Source organism: Staphylococcus argenteus (genome assembly GCF_000236925.1).
GTDB lineage: Bacteria > Bacillota > Bacilli > Staphylococcales > Staphylococcaceae > Staphylococcus > Staphylococcus argenteus.
In genome coordinates this window covers 1457836-1479938 of sequence record NC_016941.1, presented here as the reverse complement: position 1 = coordinate 1479938, position 22103 = coordinate 1457836, and the positions used below count along the sequence as shown (strand labels likewise).

22 protein-coding genes and 1 pseudogene are annotated in these 22103 nt (G+C 31.7%); 22 read left to right on the top strand and 1 reads right to left on the bottom strand.

Features of this window, described 5'->3' with window-relative positions; genetic code table 11:
* Positions 1-109 precede the first annotated feature (109 nt).
* Entirely contained in the window at positions 110-1078 is a 969-nt protein-coding gene (locus SAMSHR1132_RS06915) for an asparaginase (protein ID WP_000681751.1), read from the bottom strand.
* Positions 1079-1154: 76 nt separating this feature from the next.
* On the opposite strand from SAMSHR1132_RS06915, the gene cmk reads away from it, so the two are divergent.
* The 22 genes and pseudogenes from cmk to SAMSHR1132_RS06800 all read left to right on the top strand — a co-directional run bounded on the left by cmk (position 1155) and on the right by SAMSHR1132_RS06800 (position 22085).
* The gene (gene cmk / locus SAMSHR1132_RS06910) at positions 1155-1814 is read left to right on the top strand and encodes a (d)CMP kinase (protein ID WP_000644396.1); all 660 of its coding nucleotides are present in this window, start codon (positions 1155-1157) and stop codon (positions 1812-1814) included.
* Positions 1815-2212: 398 nt separating this feature from the next.
* A pseudogene (locus SAMSHR1132_RS06905) lies at positions 2213-2317 on the top strand (hypothetical protein); the annotation flags it as partial.
* 256 nt (positions 2318-2573) lie between these two features.
* Positions 2574-3749, top strand: coding sequence for a 30S ribosomal protein S1 (gene rpsA, locus SAMSHR1132_RS06900; protein WP_000133964.1), 1176 nt, complete (start codon positions 2574-2576; stop codon positions 3747-3749).
* Between the two features lie 229 nt (positions 3750-3978).
* Positions 3979-5289: a ribosome biogenesis GTPase Der gene (der, locus tag SAMSHR1132_RS06895; protein WP_000165527.1), complete on the top strand. Its 1311-nt coding sequence runs from the start codon at positions 3979-3981 to the stop codon at positions 5287-5289.
* 16 nt (positions 5290-5305) lie between these two features.
* On the top strand, positions 5306-6304 hold the full coding sequence (locus SAMSHR1132_RS06890; protein ID WP_000161754.1) for an NAD(P)H-dependent glycerol-3-phosphate dehydrogenase: 999 nt from the start codon (positions 5306-5308) through the stop codon (positions 6302-6304).
* 170 nt (positions 6305-6474) lie between these two features.
* Positions 6475-6747 (top strand): HU family DNA-binding protein, encoded by a 273-nt coding sequence (locus SAMSHR1132_RS06885; RefSeq protein ID WP_001043863.1) that lies wholly within the window; start codon positions 6475-6477, stop codon positions 6745-6747.
* Between the two features lie 430 nt (positions 6748-7177).
* Entirely contained in the window at positions 7178-7750 is a 573-nt protein-coding gene (locus tag SAMSHR1132_RS06875) for a heptaprenyl diphosphate synthase component 1 (RefSeq protein ID WP_000450563.1), read from the top strand.
* A 2-nt stretch (positions 7751-7752) separates the two neighbouring features.
* Entirely contained in the window at positions 7753-8478 is a 726-nt protein-coding gene (locus tag SAMSHR1132_RS06870) for a demethylmenaquinone methyltransferase (protein ID WP_000774680.1), read from the top strand.
* Between the two features lies 1 nt (position 8479).
* Positions 8480-9439, top strand: coding sequence for a polyprenyl synthetase family protein (locus SAMSHR1132_RS06865; protein ID WP_001096467.1), 960 nt, complete (start codon positions 8480-8482; stop codon positions 9437-9439).
* Between the two features lie 92 nt (positions 9440-9531).
* On the top strand, positions 9532-9981 hold the full coding sequence (gene ndk / locus SAMSHR1132_RS06860) for a nucleoside-diphosphate kinase (RefSeq protein ID WP_000442480.1): 450 nt from the start codon (positions 9532-9534) through the stop codon (positions 9979-9981).
* A gap of 209 nt (positions 9982-10190) precedes the next feature.
* Complete coding sequence (locus tag SAMSHR1132_RS06855) at positions 10191-10391, top strand: hypothetical protein (RefSeq protein WP_000789518.1); 201 nt, start codon at positions 10191-10193, stop codon at positions 10389-10391.
* A 386-nt stretch (positions 10392-10777) separates the two neighbouring features.
* Complete coding sequence (aroC, locus tag SAMSHR1132_RS06850) at positions 10778-11944, top strand: chorismate synthase (protein ID WP_001269927.1); 1167 nt, start codon at positions 10778-10780, stop codon at positions 11942-11944.
* Positions 11945-11969: 25 nt separating this feature from the next.
* Entirely contained in the window at positions 11970-13034 is a 1065-nt protein-coding gene (gene aroB, locus SAMSHR1132_RS06845) for a 3-dehydroquinate synthase (protein WP_000776321.1), read from the top strand.
* Between the two features lie 9 nt (positions 13035-13043).
* Positions 13044-14342, top strand: coding sequence for a 3-phosphoshikimate 1-carboxyvinyltransferase (gene aroA / locus SAMSHR1132_RS06840; RefSeq protein WP_000253233.1), 1299 nt, complete (start codon positions 13044-13046; stop codon positions 14340-14342).
* A 6-nt stretch (positions 14343-14348) separates the two neighbouring features.
* A complete protein-coding gene (locus tag SAMSHR1132_RS06835) occupies positions 14349-15593 on the top strand; it encodes a tetratricopeptide repeat protein (RefSeq protein ID WP_000389529.1) in 1245 nt (414 codons plus the stop codon).
* Between the two features lie 11 nt (positions 15594-15604).
* Entirely contained in the window at positions 15605-16174 is a 570-nt protein-coding gene (locus SAMSHR1132_RS06830; protein WP_000005250.1) for a YpiB family protein, read from the top strand.
* Complete coding sequence (locus SAMSHR1132_RS06825) at positions 16174-16761, top strand: DUF1405 domain-containing protein (protein WP_000152732.1); 588 nt, start codon at positions 16174-16176, stop codon at positions 16759-16761. The genes SAMSHR1132_RS06830 and SAMSHR1132_RS06825 overlap by 1 nt, the downstream gene beginning before the upstream one ends.
* 71 nt (positions 16762-16832) lie before the next feature.
* A complete protein-coding gene (locus SAMSHR1132_RS06820) occupies positions 16833-17513 on the top strand; it encodes a zinc metallopeptidase (RefSeq protein WP_031787061.1) in 681 nt (226 codons plus the stop codon).
* A 731-nt stretch (positions 17514-18244) separates the two neighbouring features.
* Positions 18245-18562 (top strand): nucleotide pyrophosphohydrolase, encoded by a 318-nt coding sequence (locus SAMSHR1132_RS06815; RefSeq protein WP_000839917.1) that lies wholly within the window; start codon positions 18245-18247, stop codon positions 18560-18562.
* A gap of 215 nt (positions 18563-18777) precedes the next feature.
* Positions 18778-19920, top strand: coding sequence for an N-acetyl-alpha-D-glucosaminyl L-malate synthase BshA (gene bshA / locus SAMSHR1132_RS06810; protein WP_000690034.1), 1143 nt, complete (start codon positions 18778-18780; stop codon positions 19918-19920).
* Between the two features lie 4 nt (positions 19921-19924).
* A complete protein-coding gene (locus SAMSHR1132_RS06805; protein WP_014373833.1) occupies positions 19925-21127 on the top strand; it encodes a CCA tRNA nucleotidyltransferase in 1203 nt (400 codons plus the stop codon).
* Positions 21114-22085, top strand: coding sequence for a biotin--[acetyl-CoA-carboxylase] ligase (locus tag SAMSHR1132_RS06800; RefSeq protein WP_000049928.1), 972 nt, complete (start codon positions 21114-21116; stop codon positions 22083-22085). Before SAMSHR1132_RS06805 ends, SAMSHR1132_RS06800 begins: the two co-directional genes overlap by 14 nt.
* Positions 22086-22103 lie beyond the last annotated feature (18 nt).

Sequence of the window (22103 nt, the reverse complement as noted above, 5' to 3'; positions counted from 1 at the left end):
AAGGTCTATCTGCTAGAAGTTTAACTATTCAACAATTGACATACTTATTATGTCAAACTTTGTTGATGACTAACCGATGCAAATAGACCTTTTTTATTTTACTTTAAAATTACATTTCAAAATATGATTTTAATTTAGTGATGTCTAAATGATTACTTATAGCAACTAATAATTTCAAACGTGCTTTAGGACCATTTAAACCATTTGAGAAAATAAATCCTTGTTGAGCGAGTTGATATCCACCACCATCGTAAGCATAAGTAGGACTTACTATACCGTTGAAAGAACGAGATACTAAAACAATAGGTATATTGAGTTTGACTAATTCTTGAATGCCATTCAATGCACTAGGAGGTAAATTACCTTGTCCCAGCGCTTCAATGACCATGCCATCGATTCCTTCACGACTGTAAAATTTAAAAATATCACTAGGCATACCCATGTACGCTTTAATTAGCGGTACATTAAGTGATTCATTAACATTTGGCAAAGCATGTTGACGATAAGGCATATGGTGGAATTGAACACGATCTTTTGTCAGAACACCTAGTGGTCCGTGATTCGGACTTTGAAAAGTATTGGTATTTGAAGTATGGGTTTTAGTTACATTTCGCGCGGTATGAATTTCATCATTAAATACAACCATAACACCTTTATGGCGTGCTTTTTCATCAGAAGCTACACGAATAGCGGAAATATAGTTATATAAACCGTCTGACCCAATTTCATTTGATGAACGCATTGCACCAGTGATTACAACAGGTTCTTCAATACCTAATATTAAATCTAATAAAAAGGCAGTTTCTTCTAATGTATCAGTACCGTGTGTGATAACAAAACCATCATAATATTTTTTTGATACTGCATCTAAAATAATATCCTTTAATTGTTTAACGTGTTGGATAGTCATATGAGGTGATGGAACATTAAAAGGGTTTAATTCATCTATTTGTGCATATTGATTAATAACATCTTGATGCATCGAAATAGGGTTGATATCATTTGTTACTACTTTATTAGATTGATCTTGTGACATACTTATTGTGCCACCGGTATGAATAACAAGTAGATGTTTCATATATTTCCTCCTATATTTCGTTTACCTAATTATGATAAAATATTATTCATAAAACGACAAGGAAGGGAAATGACGCATGAAAGCCATTAATATTGCATTAGATGGTCCAGCTGCTGCCGGTAAAAGTACAATAGCAAAGCGTGTAGCAAGTGAACTATCTATGATTTATGTCGATACAGGAGCAATGTATCGTGCATTAACTTATAAATATTTAAAATTAAATAAAACTGAGGACTTTGCAAAACTTGTTGACCAAACAACATTAGATTTAACTTATAAAGCAGATAAAGGTCAATGTGTCATTTTAGATAACGAAGATGTTACAGACTATTTAAGAAGTAATGATGTGACGCAACATGTTTCATACGTAGCTTCAAAAGAACCTGTTCGTTCATTCGCTGTTAAAAAACAAAAAGAATTAGCTGCAGAAAAAGGTATCGTAATGGATGGTCGTGATATAGGTACAGTAGTTTTACCGGATGCAGATTTAAAAGTGTATATGATTGCTTCAGTTGAAGAACGTGCAGAACGACGTTTAAAAGATAATCAGTTAAGAGGCATTGAATCTAATTTTGAAGATTTAAAAAGAGATATTGAAGCACGTGATCAATATGATATGAACCGTGAGATTTCGCCTCTAAGAAAAGCTGATGACGCAATTACATTAGATACAACTGGCAAATCAATTGAAGAGGTTACAGAAGAAATTTTAGAGATGGTTAATCAAATTAAGTAATTACAAAGGTAACATTAATAAAATTTAAAATCTTTGACGAACAGAAAAGGCTGTTTTTATTCAAGTTGAATAGAAATGGCTTTTTGTTAATTTTAATACGAATAACGATAATACTTAAAGTGAAAATGTATAATTAGATCAATCCTCTTGATAATTCAACAGATATATAAACAGTTTCTGAATTGCTCTAACAAAATCATAAATAAGCATGTACTTTAATTTTTTTTGCGAAATTAAAATTAAAACGAGGAAGTTAGGCAGAAATAATAAAGAATCGCAATTGATTTATTATATAAGCTTCTTAAACATTAACCACAGCTTATATGTACACAAAAACAATTTTGCATTGGATTATTATTAGTATTAACAAATGTAATGATTAAAGAATGATGCCTTTTATACACACTTCTTACTATCAGAATGTAAAAGTTTCTTAATTACGTGGCTTTTTGTTTTATAAAAGTATAAAATTTTACTATAATATATCTTGTAGAGAACAATGAAATGACAGACTTATTAAACTAAATAGTGAGTTATGCTAATTTTTATACAAAAAATATGTATAAACATAGCGAACTGCATTACTTTGATACAAAAATGGTTGTAATAAATATTTGTCAATATGACGACTTGAATATGATAAAGTGACATATTTATGTATATGACTATTTCGTAAAATGTAATCGAGGTAGAATTTCTTGACAATTCTGTCAGTTTATAAGATGTTATAAATATGTAGTGTATAAGGAGGCAAACAAGATGACTGAAGAATTCAATGAATCAATGATTAACGATATTAAAGAAGGTGACAAAGTCACTGGTGAAGTGCAACAAGTTGAAGATAAACAAGTTGTTGTTCATATCAACGGTGGTAAATTTAACGGTATTATACCTATTAGTCAGCTATCTACGCATCATATTGATAGTCCAAGTGAAGTTGTAAAAGTGGGCGATGAAGTTGAGGCGTATGTCACTAAAGTTGAGTTTGATGAAGAAAACGAATCTGGAGCTTACATTTTATCTAGAAGACAACTTGAAACTGAGAAGTCTTACAGCTATTTACAAGAGAAATTGGACAATAATGAAATCATCGAAGCGAAAGTTACGGAAGTAGTTAAAGGTGGTTTAGTCGTAGATGTAGGACAAAGAGGTTTTGTACCAGCTTCATTAATTTCAACAGACTTCATTGAGGATTTCTCTGTATTTGATGGACAAACAATTCGCATTAAAGTTGAAGAGTTAGACCCTGAAAATAATAGAGTCATTTTAAGCCGTAAAGCAGTTGAACAAGAAGAAAATGACGCTAAAAAAGATCAATTATTACAATCATTAAATGAAGGCGATGTTATTGACGGTAAAGTAGCACGTTTAACACAATTTGGTGCATTTATTGATATCGGTGGTGTTGATGGTCTAGTTCACGTGTCAGAACTTTCACATGAACACGTCCAAACACCAGAAGAGGTAGTATCAATTGGTCAAGATGTAAAAGTTAAAATTAAATCTATTGATAGAGATACAGAGCGTATTTCATTATCAATCAAAGATACGTTGCCTACACCTTTCGAAAACATTAAAGGGCAATTCCATGAAAACGATGTTATCGAAGGCGTCGTGGTTAGGTTAGCGAATTTTGGTGCATTTGTTGAAATTGCACCTGGTGTGCAAGGACTAGTACATATTTCAGAAATTGCACATAAACATATTGGTTCACCAGGTGAAGTACTAGAACCTGGTCAACAAGTTAGCGTTAAAATTTTAGGCATTGATGAAGAAAATGAGAGAGTATCATTGTCTATCAAAGCTACATTACCAAATGAAGACGTTATTGAAAGTGATCCTGCAACAACTGAGGCATACTTAGATAATGAAGATGAAGATAATCCAACGATTGGCGATATGATTGGTGATAAGCTGAAAAATCTTAAATTATAATTTGAATATAAATATTATGATGAACTCCACATGCTTTTGATACACATGTGGAGTATTTTTTTATAATATTATCTAAATTTGAAATGAATGCTAGAAAACATAAAAGTTAGTTATTTTGAATTGTTATATTTTGATAATAATTTTTCTTAGCACAATTATAAACACATTTTGATTACACAGTGTCATGTGATATTATTAAAAAGATATAAGAAAGAGAGGAAGTTAGCTTATGACTAAACCTATAGTAGCAATTGTAGGTAGGCCTAACGTAGGTAAATCTACAATTTTTAATAGAATAGTTGGTGAACGTGTATCAATCGTTGAAGATACGCCAGGTGTAACACGAGACCGTATTTATTCTTCAGGTGAGTGGTTGACACACGATTTTAATATTATTGATACTGGTGGTATCGAAATTGGTGATGCACCATTCCAAACACAAATTAGAGCACAGGCAGAAATCGCCATTGATGAAGCGGATGTTATCATTTTTATGGTTAACGTGCGTGAAGGATTGACACAAAGCGACGAAATGGTTGCTCAAATTTTATACAAATCTAAAAAGCCGGTCGTATTAGCGGTTAATAAAGTAGATAATATGGAAATGCGTACAGACGTGTATGATTTCTATTCATTAGGTTTTGGAGAACCATATCCAATTTCTGGATCTCATGGTTTAGGTCTTGGTGATTTGTTAGATGCAGTTGTATCACATTTTGGTGAAGAGGAAGAAGACCCATATGATGAAGATACAATTCGTCTTTCAATAATTGGACGTCCAAATGTAGGTAAATCAAGTTTAGTAAATGCTATCTTAGGTGAAGATCGTGTCATTGTCTCTAATGTTGCAGGAACAACAAGAGATGCAATCGATACTGAATATAGTTATGATGGACAAGATTATGTTTTAATCGATACTGCAGGTATGCGTAAAAAAGGTAAAGTATATGAATCAACTGAAAAATACTCAGTATTAAGAGCGCTAAAAGCGATTGAACGCTCAAATGTTGTTCTTGTAGTAATCGATGCTGAACAAGGTATTATTGAACAAGACAAACGTGTAGCTGGTTATGCACACGAACAAGGTAAGGCAGTAGTTATCGTTGTAAATAAATGGGATACAGTTGAAAAAGATAGTAAAACAATGAAAAAGTTTGAAGATGAAGTGCGAAAAGAATTCCAATTTTTAGACTATGCACAGATTGCTTTTGTATCCGCAAAAGAACGTACGAGATTACGTACATTATTCCCATACATTAAAGAAGCGAGCGAAAATCATAAAAAACGTGTTCAAAGTTCTACATTGAATGAAGTTATTACAGACGCGATTTCGATGAATCCTACGCCAACAGATAAAGGAAGACGACTTAATGTCTTTTATGCGACACAAGTTGCCATTGAACCGCCAACATTCGTTGTATTTGTGAATGATGTTGAATTAATGCATTTCTCTTATAAGCGCTATTTAGAGAACCAAATCCGTGCTGCTTTTGGATTTGAAGGTACGCCAATTCATATTATAGCTCGAAAAAGAAATTAACGATTGGGGGATAACTATGACTAAAATTACCGTATTTGGTATGGGGAGTTTTGGGACAGCCCTTGCCAATGTACTAGCTGAAAATGGACATGACGTGATGATGTGGGGTAAAAATCAAGATGCTGTTGATGAGTTAAACTCATGTCACACGAATAAAAAGTATTTAAAATATGCGAAATTAAATGATAGTATTGTTGCGACATCAGATTTGAATGAAGCTATTCAATACGCAGATATATATTTAATGGCATTACCAACTAAAGCGATGCGTGAAGTTGCTTCTGAAATAAATGAAAAGCTAACAACTAAGAAGACATTTATTCATGTTGCTAAAGGTATTGAAAATGGTACGTTTAAACGTGTTTCTGAAATGCTTGAAGATTCAATTTCCCCTGAACATAATGCTGGTATTGGTGTATTATCAGGGCCAAGCCATGCTGAAGAAGTTGTAGTAAAACAACCAACAACTGTAGCCGCTTCGTCAAAAGATGAAAATGTAAGTAAATTAATCCAAGATTTATTTATGAATGATTATTTACGTGTTTATACGAATGATGATTTAATCGGCGTTGAACTTGGTGGTGCATTAAAAAATATAATTGCAGTGGCAAGTGGAATTGTAGCTGGAATTGGATATGGAGATAATGCGAAAGCTGCATTAATGACTCGTGGTTTAGCTGAAATCAGCAGACTAGGTGAAAAATTAGGTGCAGATCCAATGACGTTTTTAGGATTGGGCGGTATTGGTGATTTAATTGTTACATGTACGTCAACGCATTCTCGAAATTTCACATTAGGGTATAAACTCGGACAAGGTGAATCCATGGAGCAAGCTTTATCTGAAATGAATATGGTTGTCGAAGGTATTTATACAACTAAATCAGTTTACTATTTAGCTAAAGAAAAAAATGTAGATATGCCAATTACAAATGCATTATATAGAGTTTTATTTGAAAATATTTCTGTAAAAGAATGCGTTAAAGATTTAATGGAGCGCGATAAAAAATCTGAATAAATTGTGTATTATTACACATATACAGCTATTTATTACGTATTATGAACAGAAATGGCTTAAATTCAACGTTTTTGCCACATAAATGATTGCGATTTATATAATGCTTGTGTTAAAGTTTTACCATAATGATATAAACATATCATTATCAAACCTCAGGAGGTGAATGTCTAATGAACAAAACAGATTTAATCAATGCAGTTGCAGAACAAGCTGATTTAACTAAAAAAGAAGCTGGTTCAGCAGTAGATGCTGTATTCGAATCAATCCAAAACTCACTTGCTAAAGGTGAAAAAGTACAATTAATTGGTTTCGGTAACTTTGAGGTACGTGAACGTGCTGCACGTAAAGGTCGTAATCCTCAAACTGGTAAAGAAATTGATATCCCAGCAAGTAAAGTTCCAGCATTCAAAGCTGGTAAAGCATTAAAAGATGCTGTAAAATAATTTTACTTAGAAAGCCCTGTATAAGGGCTTTTTATTTTGCCTTTAATACTTACAACCTGTACATAAATTGTAATGTTCTTCTAAGTTTTTAATCTTTGGAACATTCATTATTTAATCATTAAAGATATTAGATGCCATAATAGTTGTGATAAAAATAGCAACCACAAAATATACATATGAATAAAGAGATTAATTGTTAGCGTTGAATATAGTTAAAAAGTAACTAAGTCTACTATAGTTTTTTGCGTTATTTAAAATGATGAATAATTTGAATGAAGTAAGGGTTATTATAAGAATTACAAAAGCTACATAAATTACTGTTAGTTTAAACTGAAATTTAAAAATGATAAGTAATCTTAATGCTTCAAAAGATTTTAATTTCTTACATATAATGTTAATATGAATAGTGATAATATCGTGAGGTGTAGACATGGAAACAACTGTAAGCAAATTGGAAAGACAAATAAAAGAAAGATTAAAGGGCGTATCCGAGTATGAACCTATAAATATTAATCATAGATTAGGTGCATTATTAGATTCATATGATATTCCTGATGTTGCCAAAGTAGCATGCCTCACAATTGACACATCAATGAGACACCTAGATGACATTACATATAATCATTTATCTAAGCATTCAATTTTGATTGGTGATTTAATTAGTGCACATTTTTATACATTACTTGCAGCAATCAATGATTTATCATTTCAAAATGAAATAAGTAAAGCAATTGTTGAAATCAACGAATTAAAATCATCTTTACATCATCAAGTTTTAAGTGATTATGAAATATCACAAGCAATAGTAAGGATTGAAACACTTTTTCCGTATATTACAATTTCTCATTTTGGTACGACAGTTGATGAGTCAAAAATATATAATTATTTATTTGAAGATATGTCTGATTACTATCCATCATACTTCAAGAAATATAATCAAAGTGAAGTAAAGCGTTACTTACACGATATCCAAAAAAGTTATTTAAAAAGTAGAGGTAATTAAGCATGGCTGACAATAAAGCAAATAAAGAACAAGTACATCGAGTATTCCAAAATATATCAAAAAAATATGATAGATTAAACAATATTATTAGTTTTGAACAGCATAAAGTATGGCGAAAACGTGTCATGAAAGATATGGGCGTAAGAAAAGGTACAAAAGCCTTAGATGTATGCTGTGGTACAGCAGATTGGACGATAGCCCTAAGTAAAGCAGTTGGACCAACTGGCGAAGTAACAGGTATTGATTTTAGTGAAAATATGCTAGAAGTAGGAAAAGAGAAAACTGCTTCAATGGAAAATGTTAAGCTTGTTCATGGCGATGCGATGGACTTACCATTTGAAGATAATTCATTCGATTATGTAACAATCGGGTTTGGTTTGAGAAATGTACCAGATTATTTAGGAGCATTAAAAGAAATGAATAGAGTACTTAAACCAGGTGGTATGGTAGTGTGCCTCGAAACGAGCCAACCAACTTTGCCGGTATTTAAACAAGTATATGCACTATACTTTAAATTTGTTATGCCGATATTTGGGAAGTTTTTTGCAAAGTCAAAAGAAGAATATGAATGGTTACAGCAATCTACTTTTAATTTTCCAGGCAAAGACGAATTAAAGCGAATGTTCGAAGAAGCTGGGTTCATAAATGTAAGAGTACGTAGCTTTACAGGTGGCGTTGCTGCAATGCACCTTGGCTATAAAGAAAAAGATAATTCCAAAGGTGATTAACGTGGCAAAGTTAAACATGAACAATGAAATTAAAAAAGTGGAACAACGACTTGAAAAGGCAATTAAAAGCAAAGATTCTGTTCTAGAACAAGCTTCTTTACATTTATTGTCTTCTGGTGGTAAACGTGTACGACCTGCATTTGTGATTCTTAGTAGTCAATTTGGTGAAGATGAACAAACGTCTGAACAAACTTATCAAGTTGCAGTCGCATTAGAGTTAATTCATATGGCAACACTTGTTCATGATGACGTTATCGATAAAAGTGATAAACGCCGTGGTAAGTTAACCATATCAAAGAAATGGGATCAGACAACAGCTATTTTAACTGGAAACTTTTTACTAGCATTAGGACTAGAGCACTTAATGGCAGTAGAAGACAATAGAGTGCATAAGTTGATTTCTGAATCAATTGTAGATGTTTGTCGTGGGGAATTATTCCAATTTCAAGATCAATTTAATAGTCAGCAAACAATTATCAATTATTTAAGACGTATTAATCGTAAAACTGCACTGTTAATTCAGTTGTCGACAGAAGTTGGTGCAATTACATCGCGCTCAGATAAAGAAACAATACGAAAATTGAAAATGATAGGGCATTATATTGGTATGAGCTTCCAAATCATCGATGATGTTTTAGATTTTACTAGTTCTGAAAAGAAATTAGGAAAACCTGTAGGTAGTGACTTGTTGAATGGTCATATTACTTTGCCTATTTTATTGGAAATGAGAAAAAATCCAGAATTCAAATTAAAAATTGAACAATTACGTCGTGACAGCGATCGTAAAGAATTTGAAGAATGTATTCAAATTATTAGAAAGTCTGACAGTATTAATGAATCTAAAGCAGTTAGTACAAAGTATTTGAATAAAGCTTTAAAATTAATTGATGAACTGCCAGATGGCCACCCTAAATCACTTTTACAAAGTTTAACGAAAAAAATGGGTTCAAGAAACACTTAGTATTTATGAAAAGTATTGAAAGCGCTTTACCAACCTGTTAATATATAATAGTAATATACATAAACCTATTAAACACAGGGGGGATACATAAAGTGGAACGTACATTTTTAATGATTAAACCAGATGCAGTACAAAGAAACCTAATTGGTGAAGTAATTTCAAGAATTGAACGAAAAGGACTTAAACTTGTTGGCGGTAAATTAATGCAAGTACCAATGGAACTTGCTGAAACACATTATGGCGAACACCAAGGCAAACCATTTTATAATGATTTAATTTCATTTATTACATCAGCACCAGTGTTCGCAATGGTAGTTGAAGGTGAAGATGCAGTTAATGTATCAAGACATATTATTGGCAGCACAAATCCATCAGAAGCTTCTCCAGGATCAATAAGAGGTGATTTAGGTTTAACTGTTGGTAGAAATATCATTCACGGTTCAGATTCATTAGAGTCTGCTGAACGTGAAATTAATTTATGGTTTAATGAAAATGAAATTACTAGCTATGCTTCACCACGTGATGCTTGGTTATATGAATAAAATATAAACTGTAAACCTTTACGATTTAATTATAAAGGTAGAAAGGGTTTTGTTATGTGGTTAGTCATTATGATTATACATAACAAGACCCGTTTTTTATGTTGTAGTAAATTACTTGAAAAATTATATAGTCTTTTTGGTAACACTTATTAAAAAGAGGGGAATATTCTTTATCAAATGAAACTAAATAGAAAGAAGGGGGTGTTAAAATGAAGAATATTATTTCGATTATTTTGGGGATTTTAATATTCTTAAAATTAATGGAATTACTATATGGTGCTATATTTTTAGATAAACCACTTAATCCTTTAACAAAAATTATTTTTATTCTGACTCTTATTTATATTTTTTATGTATTAGTAAAAGAGTTGATTATATTTTTGAAATCGAAGTATAACAAAAGCGCTTAGCATATGTAAATTTAAATATCATAATTTTTTTAAACGGACTGATTAACTTTATTAATAATTAACAGTTCGTTCTTTTGTATTAAGAAATGTAGTCAGTATATTATTTGCTAAAGTTGCGATACGATTATATTAAAACGGCTAATTATTTTTAATTAATGATTATATGATGCAACTGTATTAGAAATTCATAATACTTTTCTACAGACGAATATATTATAATTAATTTTAGTTCGTTTAATATTAAGATAATTCTGACATTTAAAACGAGGTGTCATAAATTTTCTTAATTAAGCTTGAAAACAAACATTTATGAATTCACAATGAATATGATAAGATTAACAACATATTATAATGTTATCGCGGAAGTATGAAAGGAGCGAGTGTGTATGAGATATCTAACTTCAGGAGAATCACATGGACCTCAATTAACAGTTATTGTCGAAGGTATACCGGCAAATTTAGAAATTAAAGTTGAAGATATTAATAAAGAAATGTTTAAGCGTCAAGGTGGTTATGGTCGAGGTCGACGTATGCAAATTGAGAAGGATACAGTAGAAATAGTATCTGGCGTTCGAAATGGCTATACATTAGGTAGCCCAATTACTATGGTTGTAACAAATGATGACTTTACTCATTGGAGAAAAATTATGGGAACTGAGCCAATAAGTGAAGAAGAACGAGAAAATATGAAACGTACAATTACGAAGCCAAGACCGGGACATGCAGATTTAGTTGGCGGTATGAAATATAATCATCGTGACTTACGAAATGTTTTAGAACGTTCATCTGCTAGAGAAACAGCAGCACGTGTAGCTGTCGGTGCACTATGCAAGGTTTTATTAGAACAATTAGATATCGAAATATATAGTCGCGTAGTTGAGATAGGTGGCATTAAAGATAAAGATTTTTATGATTCAGAGACATTTAAAGCAAATCTTGATTGTAATGACGTGCGTGTAATTGATGATGGCATCGCTCAAGCAATGCGCGATAAAATTGATGAAGCGAAAAACGATGGTGATTCAATCGGTGGTGTCGTTCAAGTTGTAGTTGAAAATATGCCCGTCGGTGTTGGAAGTTATGTTCATTATGATCGTAAGCTAGACGGTAAAATTGCACAAGGTGTTGTCAGCATTAATGCTTTTAAAGGTGTAAGTTTTGGTGAAGGATTTAAAGCAGCTGAAAAGCCAGGTAGTGAGATTCAAGATGAAATTCTATATAATAGTGAAATTGGCTATTATCGTGGATCTAATCATTTAGGTGGTTTAGAGGGTGGTATGTCAAATGGTATGCCAATTATTGTAAATGGTGTAATGAAACCTATTCCTACGTTATATAAACCATTAAATTCAGTTGATATAAATACTAAAGAAGACTTTAAAGCAACTATAGAACGTTCTGATAGTTGTGCTGTACCTGCAGCAAGTATAGTGTGCGAACACGTTGTTGCATTTGAAATTGCGAAAGCATTGCTAGAAGAGTTCCAATCAAACCATATTGAACAACTTCAACAACAAATTGCTGACCGCAGACAATTAAATATTGAGTTTTAACAACGAGAACAATTGAGGTGTGATTATGAAATTACAAACAACGTATCCTTCAAACAATTATCCAATATTTGTTGAACATGGTGCAATTGAACATATTAACACGTACATTAATCAGTTTGATCAAAGTTTTATATTAATTGATGAGCATGTAAATCAATATTTTGCTAATAAATTTAATGATGTTTTATCATTTGAAAATGTACATAAAGTCATTATTCCAGCAGGTGAAAAGACAAAAACGTTTAACCAATATCAAGAAACGTTGGAATATATTTTATCTCATCATGTGACGCGTAATACAGCAATTATTGCTGTTGGTGGTGGTGCAACTGGTGATTTTGCTGGATTCATTGCAGCAACACTTTTGCGAGGCGTTCACTTCATTCAAGTGCCAACGACGATACTAGCACATGATTCTAGCGTTGGTGGAAAAGTTGGTATTAACTCGAAGCAAGGTAAAAATTTAATCGGCGCATTTTATCGTCCAGATGTTGTTATTTATGACTTGGACTTTTTAAATACTCTGCCATTTGATGAAATATTAAGTGGCTATGCGGAAGTTTATAAGCATGCGTTATTAAATGGTGAATCAGCGACGCAAGATATCGAGCAACATTTTAAAAATCGCGCGTCATTACAATCATTAAGTGGAATTGATAAATATATTACTAAAGGCATTGAAACAAAATTAGATATTGTTGTTGCTGATGAAAAAGAACAAGGTGTTCGAAAGTATTTAAATTTAGGTCATACATTTGGTCATGCCGTGGAGTACAACTACAAAATAGCACACGGTCATGCCGTAATGATAGGTATAATATATCAGTTTATCGTTGCAAACATATTGTTCAACTCTAATCATGATATCCAACATTATATTAATTATTTAATGAAACTAGGTTATCCTTTAGACATGATAACTGACTTGAATTTTGAAACGTTATACCAATACATGCTAAGTGATAAAAAGAATGATAAGCAAGGTGTACAAATGGTGTTGATTAAACAATTTGGAGACATTGTAGTACAACACATTGATCAAACAACACTGCAACATGCGTGTGAACAACTAAAAACATATTTTAAGTAGGTGAAGTAAATGGTAAGTGAACAAATTATCGATATTTCAGGGCCACTTAAAGGTGAAATTGAAGTACCTGGAGATAAGTCAATGACACATCGAGCAATCATGCTAGCATCTCTAGCTGAAGGAACTTCCAATATTTATAAACCATTACTCGGTGAAGATTGTCGTCGTACAATGGATATATTCCGACTTTTAGGTGTAGATATTAAAGAAGAGGAAGATAAATTGATTGTGAATTCACCTGGATATAAAGCATTTAAAACACCTCATCAAGTGTTATATACTGGGAATTCTGGCACAACGACACGATTATTGGCTGGTTTATTATGTGGTTTAGGTATTGAAAGTGTTTTGTCTGGAGATGTTTCAATTGGTAAAAGGCCAATGGATCGTGTCTTAAGACCATTGAAGCTTATGAATGCGAATATTGAAGGTATTGAAGATAATTATACACCATTAATTATTAAGCCATCTGTCATAAAAGGTATAAATTATCAAATGGAAGTTGCTAGTGCACAAGTAAAAAGTGCCATTTTATTTGCAAGTTTATTTTCAAATGAAACAACAGTAATAAAGGAGTTAGATATTAGTCGAAATCATACTGAAACAATGTTTAAACATTTTAATATTCCTATTGAAACTGATGGATTAACAATAACAACTTCATCTGACGCCATTCAATTTATTAAACCAGCAGATTTTCATGTTCCTGGTGATATTTCATCAGCAGCATTCTTTATTGTAGCTGCACTCATCACACCAGGTAGTGATGTGACAATTCATAACGTTGGGATTAATCCTACTCGTTCGGGTATTATTGATATTGTTGAAAAAATGGGTGCCAATATTCAATTATTTAATGAAACAACTGGTGCAGAACCTACTGCATCTATTCGTGTACAATATACACCGACGCTTCAACCGATTACAATTGAAGGTGAATTAGTACCAAAAGCAATTGATGAATTACCTGTAGTTGCATTACTTTGTACACAAGCAGTTGGAACAAGTATGATTAAAGATGCCGAGGAATTAAAAGTGAAAGAAACAAATAGAATTGATACAACGGCAGATATGTTGAATTTATTAGGTTTTAACTTGCAACCAACAAATGATGGCTTGATTATTCATCCATCTGAGCTCAAAATGAATGCGACAGTAGATAGTTTGACAGACCATCGTATAGGTATGATGCTTGCTGTTGCATCATTACTTTCAAGTGAACCAATTAAAATTAAACAATTTGATGCTGTAAATGTATCATTTCCAGGATTTTTACCAAAATTAAAGCTTTTAGAAAATGAGGGATAATATAAAATGGAAGATATCTATAAATTAATAGACGATATCAATCTACAAAAACTAGAAAATTTAGACTCTCGTGTTAATGAAGCAATAACAACTGACAACGATGATGCATTATTTATTCTAGGAGAAACTCTTTATAATTTCGGATTAATGCCTCAAGGCTTAGAAGTATTCCGAGTGTTATATCATAAATATCCAGATGAAAGTGAACTGCTAATCTATTTTATTGAAGGACTAATGTCTGAAAATCAAACAGATGAAGCATTAGAATATTTAAGTTATGTAGAACCATCGCCTGAAAAGTTAATGTTAGAAGCAGATCTATACCAACAAATAAATATGATGGAAGTAGCGATAGATAAACTACAAGAGGCGCTTGAATTAGAGCCTAATGATCCAATTATTCATTTTGCATTGGCGGAAATGTTATATTACGATGGTCAATACTTACGTGCCACTTCTGAATACGAAACGGTATTAGAAACTGGTGAATATCAAGTTAATGGAGTGAACCTATTTTCACGAATGGCTGACTGTAGTTTGCAAAGTGGTAACTATAGTGATGCAATTCGTTTATACGATGAAATTAATGAAGAAGAAATGACGTCTGAAGATTATTTCAAAAAAGCTATTGCTTATGATAAAAATGATATTACGCAAGAAGCTATTAAAATTATGACAACATTACTTTCGAAAGACCCTGACTATATTCAAGGATACTTATATTTACAATCTTTATATGAAAATGAAAAAAACTATCCTGATGCCATTGAAACTGGTAAAGAAGGTTTGCGTTTAAGTCAATTCTACAAAGAATTAATGTATACAACTGGTAGTCTTGAAATTGAACATGGTGATGCAAATGAAGGTGTACAATTATTAAAACAAGCTTTAGAGGTTGATAATGCATATCAAGAACCACTATTAGTTTTAAGTGACTTATATCGAAATGAAGAAGATTATGAAGCAATTATCGAATTATTAACATATGTAGATGAAGAAGATTTAGATCCTACATTTATGTGGCATTTAGCATATGCATTTGGTCAAGAAGAAAGAGATAAAGAAGCACAACACTTCTTTGAACTGGCATATCCAACTATGAAGACGAATATTGACTTTATGAGTGATTATTATTTCTATCTAACTGAAATTGGCCAAAAAGATGAAGCAATTGCCGTTTTGAAACAATTGTTAGAACTAGAACCAACTAATGAAAATTGGCATGACGAACTACAGAGATTGCAATCTTAAAGGGGAATTTGATGTCTGAAACACTCACTCAAGTAAAAGAAAGTTTTATTGATTATTTACTATTTCAATATCGATTTAAATCGCGTATTGCTGTTTGGGTTCTTAACTATATCAAAGTAAATCATCATAAGTTAGAAAATATACATTTTGTTGATACTAAAATTAAAAATCATCAAACATTGGAAATTGCAGAAGTGGATAGTAACGCTTCTGCAATTCAATTTACGAAACATAATCTTAAGTTAATGAATACAAATGAAATATTTGATTATATCGCAAATAATGATGTCGCTTTTGATATCCAAATTCATTTTGCAAATAGGGTAAAGCGAGAGCAAAAATTAGATGATTTAATTGTTGCACAATTAACAGAATCTCCTTCTTTTCAAACTTATCTCCATGATTTAAAAAGTGTAACACTAGATAGACGTAAACATGCACTGTTGATAGACTATCTACTTCATAACATTGATTTGAGTTTACAAATGAATGAAAGAAAGAGATTTTATCAATTAACGCAAATTCTAAATACGTTAAAGCTAGCAGAAAATGCACCACAGAAATTTGAGGGTTATAACTAATGACAATAAAAGCATTTTGGCAATATACACTTTATCAAAGGCCGTGGTTGATTTTTTTGTTAATATGTAATTTTATAGGTGTGGTGTACGGCTATGTTTGGTATCAAGATCAGTTAAATCATACTTTATGGCAATATAAATTTTTTGTTCCAGATAGCCCGACGGCAACACTTTTTCTTGTTATTTCAATTATGTTAATGCTAATGAGACGGCAAAGTAGTATAGTTGATGCATTAGCATTCGTTACATTAATTAAATATGGTATATGGGCAGTCGTTATGAATATCATATTTATAATTGAACAAGGTGATATAACGATTAATGGACTTATGTTAATTTTAACGCATAGTATCATGGCGCTTCAGGCAATATATTTTTATCCGAGGTTTAAACGGTCAGTAATGAGTTTAAGTGTAGCAATGATATGGGGATTTCTAAACGATTATATTGATTATATACATTTGCAATTTCCATATTATGATTTTATAGCTACACATGTGTGGCAAATTGGTGTATTATCATGTTGTCTAAGTGTTTTTGGACTTTTGCTTTATGTTGAATTAAACAAATTATTAAAGTGTAAATGATTTGATAAAAATCGCAAATGACAGTAAAATATTTATAAAGGAGAGTGAGTTTATTGTCTTCAATTTTTACTATGATAATTTATTTCGTAATACTAATGGTATTACCATTATGGGCACAACACAAAGTTAAATCTAACTATGAAAAATATTCACAAGTTAGATCTACAAGTGGTAAAACGGGTCGTGAAGTTGCATTAGAAATCTTACACGCAAATGGTATTTATGACGTTGATGTTGTTAAAGGTGAAGGATTCTTAACAGATCATTACGATCCTAAAAAGAAAGTTGTTTCACTATCTCCTGCAAACTATGACAGACCATCAGTTGCTGGTACTGCGATTGCAGCCCATGAAGTTGGTCATGCCATTCAAGATCACCAAGGATATTGGTTCTTAAGATTCAGAGCAACTTTAGTTCCTGTTGCAAACCTAGGAAGTTCATTAAGCTATATCATTATCATGTTAGGTATCGTTTTAACAGCTTTAGGTAGTGCATTTGGTTCAACTGCTTTATGGATTGGTGCTGGTTTAATGTCATTAGCAGTATTATTCTCAATCGTAACATTACCGGTTGAGTTTGATGCGAGTTCAAGAGCGATGAAACAAATTACGGCATTGAATATTGTAAATGAAAAAGAATACAAACATGCGCGTAAAGTATTATCTGCAGCAGCAATGACTTATGTTGCAGCAACTGCTGTCGCTGTAGCAGAGCTTGTACGTATCATTTTACTTGCGCGTTCAAGTGAATAATCTTATAGATTAACAATTAACTTAAATTAGACACTTATTAACTAGCTAATCACATTTTGTGTGGTTGCTAGTTTTTTTATGTTCTTTTGTTAGTGGTGATAATTAAATATAAGTTAGTGTAAAGAGCGTATTATGTCGTATTATGGGAAAGGTTTTAAAATTGGAATTGGTTTAAAAGAAAGTTAATGAACTAACACAAGGTTATTATTGTTCATCGATATTTGTTGACTATATATAATTTAATATTAAAGTAGCGATGACGTTATATGTTATATAAACATGCTGTTTTGATTTATTTTATAGGTGTTTTAATACGTTGAATTTACAATTTTTATTTCAAAATAATTATTCATTTTATGATGTGAAAAGGCAGGGACATAAATTCCTAAAAAGCAGCAGTAAGATAATTTTCAATCAGAAAATATTTTACTGCTGTTCTCTTTTTTACATTACTTCGTATTGAATGGCTTCGCTATACCTGTCTGGCACATTATTGTAAAATTCTATAAATAGAATTTTTGATGACGGGTCACTTCTTAGGGGCCGTCTCAGCCTCATAATTATTCATTTTATAATGTGAAGGATTTAATCAAATCATAATGCAAAATGTTAATCCACCTGAGAATTCGTGATTTCAATTTAATATGATTTGAGCAGTTTGCACTAAACATGCATGTGACATCAAATTGATATATACTATATTAGAAACGCAATATAAGGAGATCGTATAAATGAAATCTATGTCAGATATGCAACATGAAGTTGATGAATATATTGGACAATTTAAAGCAGGATACTTTTCACCATTAGCTAATTTAGCTAGATTAACTGAAGAAGTAGGAGAACTTGCACGAGAAATAAACCATACTTACGGAGAAAAGAAGAAAAAAGAAACAGAGGCTGAAAATTCAATTAAAGCAGAGTTAGGTGATAATTTATTTGTGTTGTTATGCCTTGCAAACTCAATGGGAATTGATATGACAGAAAGTTTCAATGAAACGATGGAAAAGTTTAACACACGAGATAAAAATCGTTTTGAACGTAAATAGACATTGATGCATTTGTGGCTTTATGAAAAATTAGAGGCATTCTATGTAGCATTGTAGAAAGCGTGACGCTTTAGTTTCCTAAAAATTATAGTTAAGTATTTGTTTTGATGCATCATGAAATATAAACTAAAGGGTCTATAAATTATGTATTTGAAGATAAATATCAAAATAACACGATGATTAATAATATAGAAATAGAAAGGATGGGCAAGCAAATGAAGATAGGAATAACATGTTACCCGTCCATGGGTGGCTCAGGTATTATTGCCACAGAATTAGGTATTAAATTAGCAGAGCGAGGACATGAAGTACATTTTATAACTTCAAATATTCCATTTAGAATAAGAAAACCATTACCAAATATGATTTTCCATCAAGTTGAAGTGAATCAATATGCAGTATTTCAATATCCACCATATGATATAACACTGAGTACTAAAATAGCTGAAGTCATAAAAGAATATGACCTTGATCTATTACATATGCATTATGCTGTTCCGCATGCCATATGTGGTATTTTAGCACGTGAGATGTCAGGAAAAGATATTAAAATCATGACTACGTTGCACGGGACTGATATCACAGTATTAGGGTATGATCATTCACTACAAGGTGCTATTAAATTCGGCATAGAAAAAAGTGATGTCGTGACTAGCGTAAGTAAATCTTTAGCAGAAGAAACACATGATATTATAGAAACAAATAAAGAAATCATACCGATTTATAATTTTGTACGTGAAAATGAGTTTCCAACTAAACATAATGAAGCATTAAAGTCACAATTCGGTATTTCACCAGATGAAAAAGTGTTAATCCATGTTTCAAATTTTAGACAAGTAAAACGAATTGACACTATTATAGAAACTTTTGCTAAAGTTCGTGCAAAGATACCTAGTAAGTTGATTTTATTAGGTGATGGCCCTGAATTAGTGCCTATGCGTCAAAAGACAAAAGAATTAAATGTAGAAGATGATGTTTTATTTTTAGGAAAACAAGATTGTGTAAGTGAATTTTATCAATTATCTGATTTAGTATTACTGTTAAGTGAAAAGGAAAGTTTTGGTCTAACATTACTTGAAGCAATGAAGACGGGAGTAGTACCAATCGGTTCAAATGCAGGTGGTATCAAGGAAGTCATTAAACATGGTGAAACTGGTTTTGTCGTTGATGTAGGCGACAGTGATGCTGCAAGTGAATATGCTATTCAATTACTTCAAGATAAAGCATTATACAATAAACTTCAAAAAAATATGCTTGAAGATATTGCTGAACGTTTTGGTTCAGAACTCATTACAGACCAATATGAGTATTATTATAAAAAGATGCTCAATGATAAAAGTAAAAATGAAGGCGAGTAATAAAATGGATAAATCACTATTTGAACAAGCAAAACCTATATTAGAGCACATTCAAAAAAATGGCTTTGAAGCATATTATGTAGGTGGTTCAGTGAGAGATTATGTTATGAGAAGAGACATTCATGACATAGATATCACGACGAGCGCGACGCCCGATGAGATAGAATCGATATTCAGTCATACGATACCAGTGGGGAAAGAGCACGGAACAATTAATGTCGTATATAATCATGAAAATTATGAAGTGACAACATTTAGAGCTGAAGATGATTATCTTGATCATCGTAGACCGAGTGGTGTTACATTTGTTCGAGATTTATATGAAGACTTGCAACGCCGAGATTTTACAATGAATGCAATAGCGATGGATACCGAGTATCAGTTATATGATTACTTTGGTGGGCAACAAGATATCAATAATCGTATCATTCGAACAGTTGGTTTGCCTGAAGAGCGATTCCAAGAAGATGCATTGCGTATGATTCGTTGTTTAAGGTTTCAATCACAACTGTCATTTGAAATTGCGAATGATACTTTTGAAGCTATGCGATTACAAATGGCAGATATTAAGTTTTTATCAATTGAACGTATTGTAATTGAACTTACAAAATTAATACGAGGAATAAATGTTGCACAAAGCTTTAAACATTTGAAAAGATTAAATGCCTTTAACTATATGCCTTATTTTGAACATTTAGAAATGAATAAAATTAATATCAATGAACCAATTGCTTTAGAGTTATTCATCGCTATTGTTTCAGTGAAGTTCGATAAACACACGTCTGTTAAGCCTTTAAAACTTAGCAATCGCCAAATAAGAGAAATTCAGCAATATAAACAAATCATAATGACATTACCAAATATTGTAACGAAAGAACAACTTAAAATGTTTGTATATGATTATGATATAACGTTAATTGAAAATGTATTAAGCGCGTCGGAAGTTTTAATGGAAAATGATATTCAAGGATTTCAACCTTTAATTGTTAACCATCAAACAATTAATGAAATTAACCATCAATTACCTATGAATAATAGGAAAGAAATGAATGTAAATGGTGGCGTGATAATGTCGCACTTAAATAAAAAAAGTGGTCCATGGTTAAAAGATGTGTTAAGGCAAATAGAAATCGCAATTGTAACAGATAAAGTAAACAACAAAGAAACTGAAATTTTGAAATGGGTGGATAATCATGTCAAAATATAGTCAAGATGTACTTCAATTATTATATAAAAGTAAACCTAATTACATATCTGGTCAAACTATTGCTGAATCACTTAATATTTCAAGAACTGCGGTTAAAAAGGTAATTGATCAATTGAAATTAGAAGGATGTAAAATTGATTCAGTAAACCATAAGGGTCATTTATTACAACAATTACCAGATGCGTGGTATCAAGGTATTATTGATCAATACACACAAAACTCATCCCTATTTAATTTTAGTGAGGTATATGATTCAATTGATTCAACACAACTTGCTGCGAAAAAGTCTCTTGTCGGCAATCAATCATCATTTTTTATATTAAGTGACGAACAGACTAAAGGCCGTGGCCGATTCAATCGATATTGGAGTTCTACAAAAGGCCAAGGACTATGGATGTCAGTTGTTTTAAGACCCAATGTTGCTTTTTCAATGATATCTAAATTTAATTTATTTATTGCATTAGGTATACGTGATGCCATTCAGTATTTTAGTAAAGATGAAGTTAAAGTGAAATGGCCTAATGATATATATATTGGTGATGGAAAAGTTTGTGGTTTCTTGACTGAAATGGTAGCAAACAATGATGGTATTGAAGCAATTATATGTGGTATTGGGATTAATTTATCTCAGCAAATAGAAGATTTTGATGAAAGTATTAGACATAGAGCAACAAGTATACAATTACATGGTGAACATAAATTAGATAGATATCAATTTTTAGAGAAATTACTTCAGGAAATTGAAAAGAGATATAATCAATTTTTAACGTTACCGTTTTCTGAAATTCGAAATGAATATATTGCAGCTTCAAACATTTGGGATAGAACATTGCAATTTACAGAAAATGACAAACAGTTTAAAGGTCAAGCAATTGATTTAGATTACGATGGCTATCTAATTGTAAGAGATGAAGCGGGTGAATCACACCGTTTAATTAGTGCAGATATAGATTTTTAACACTAAAGCAAGGAGAGA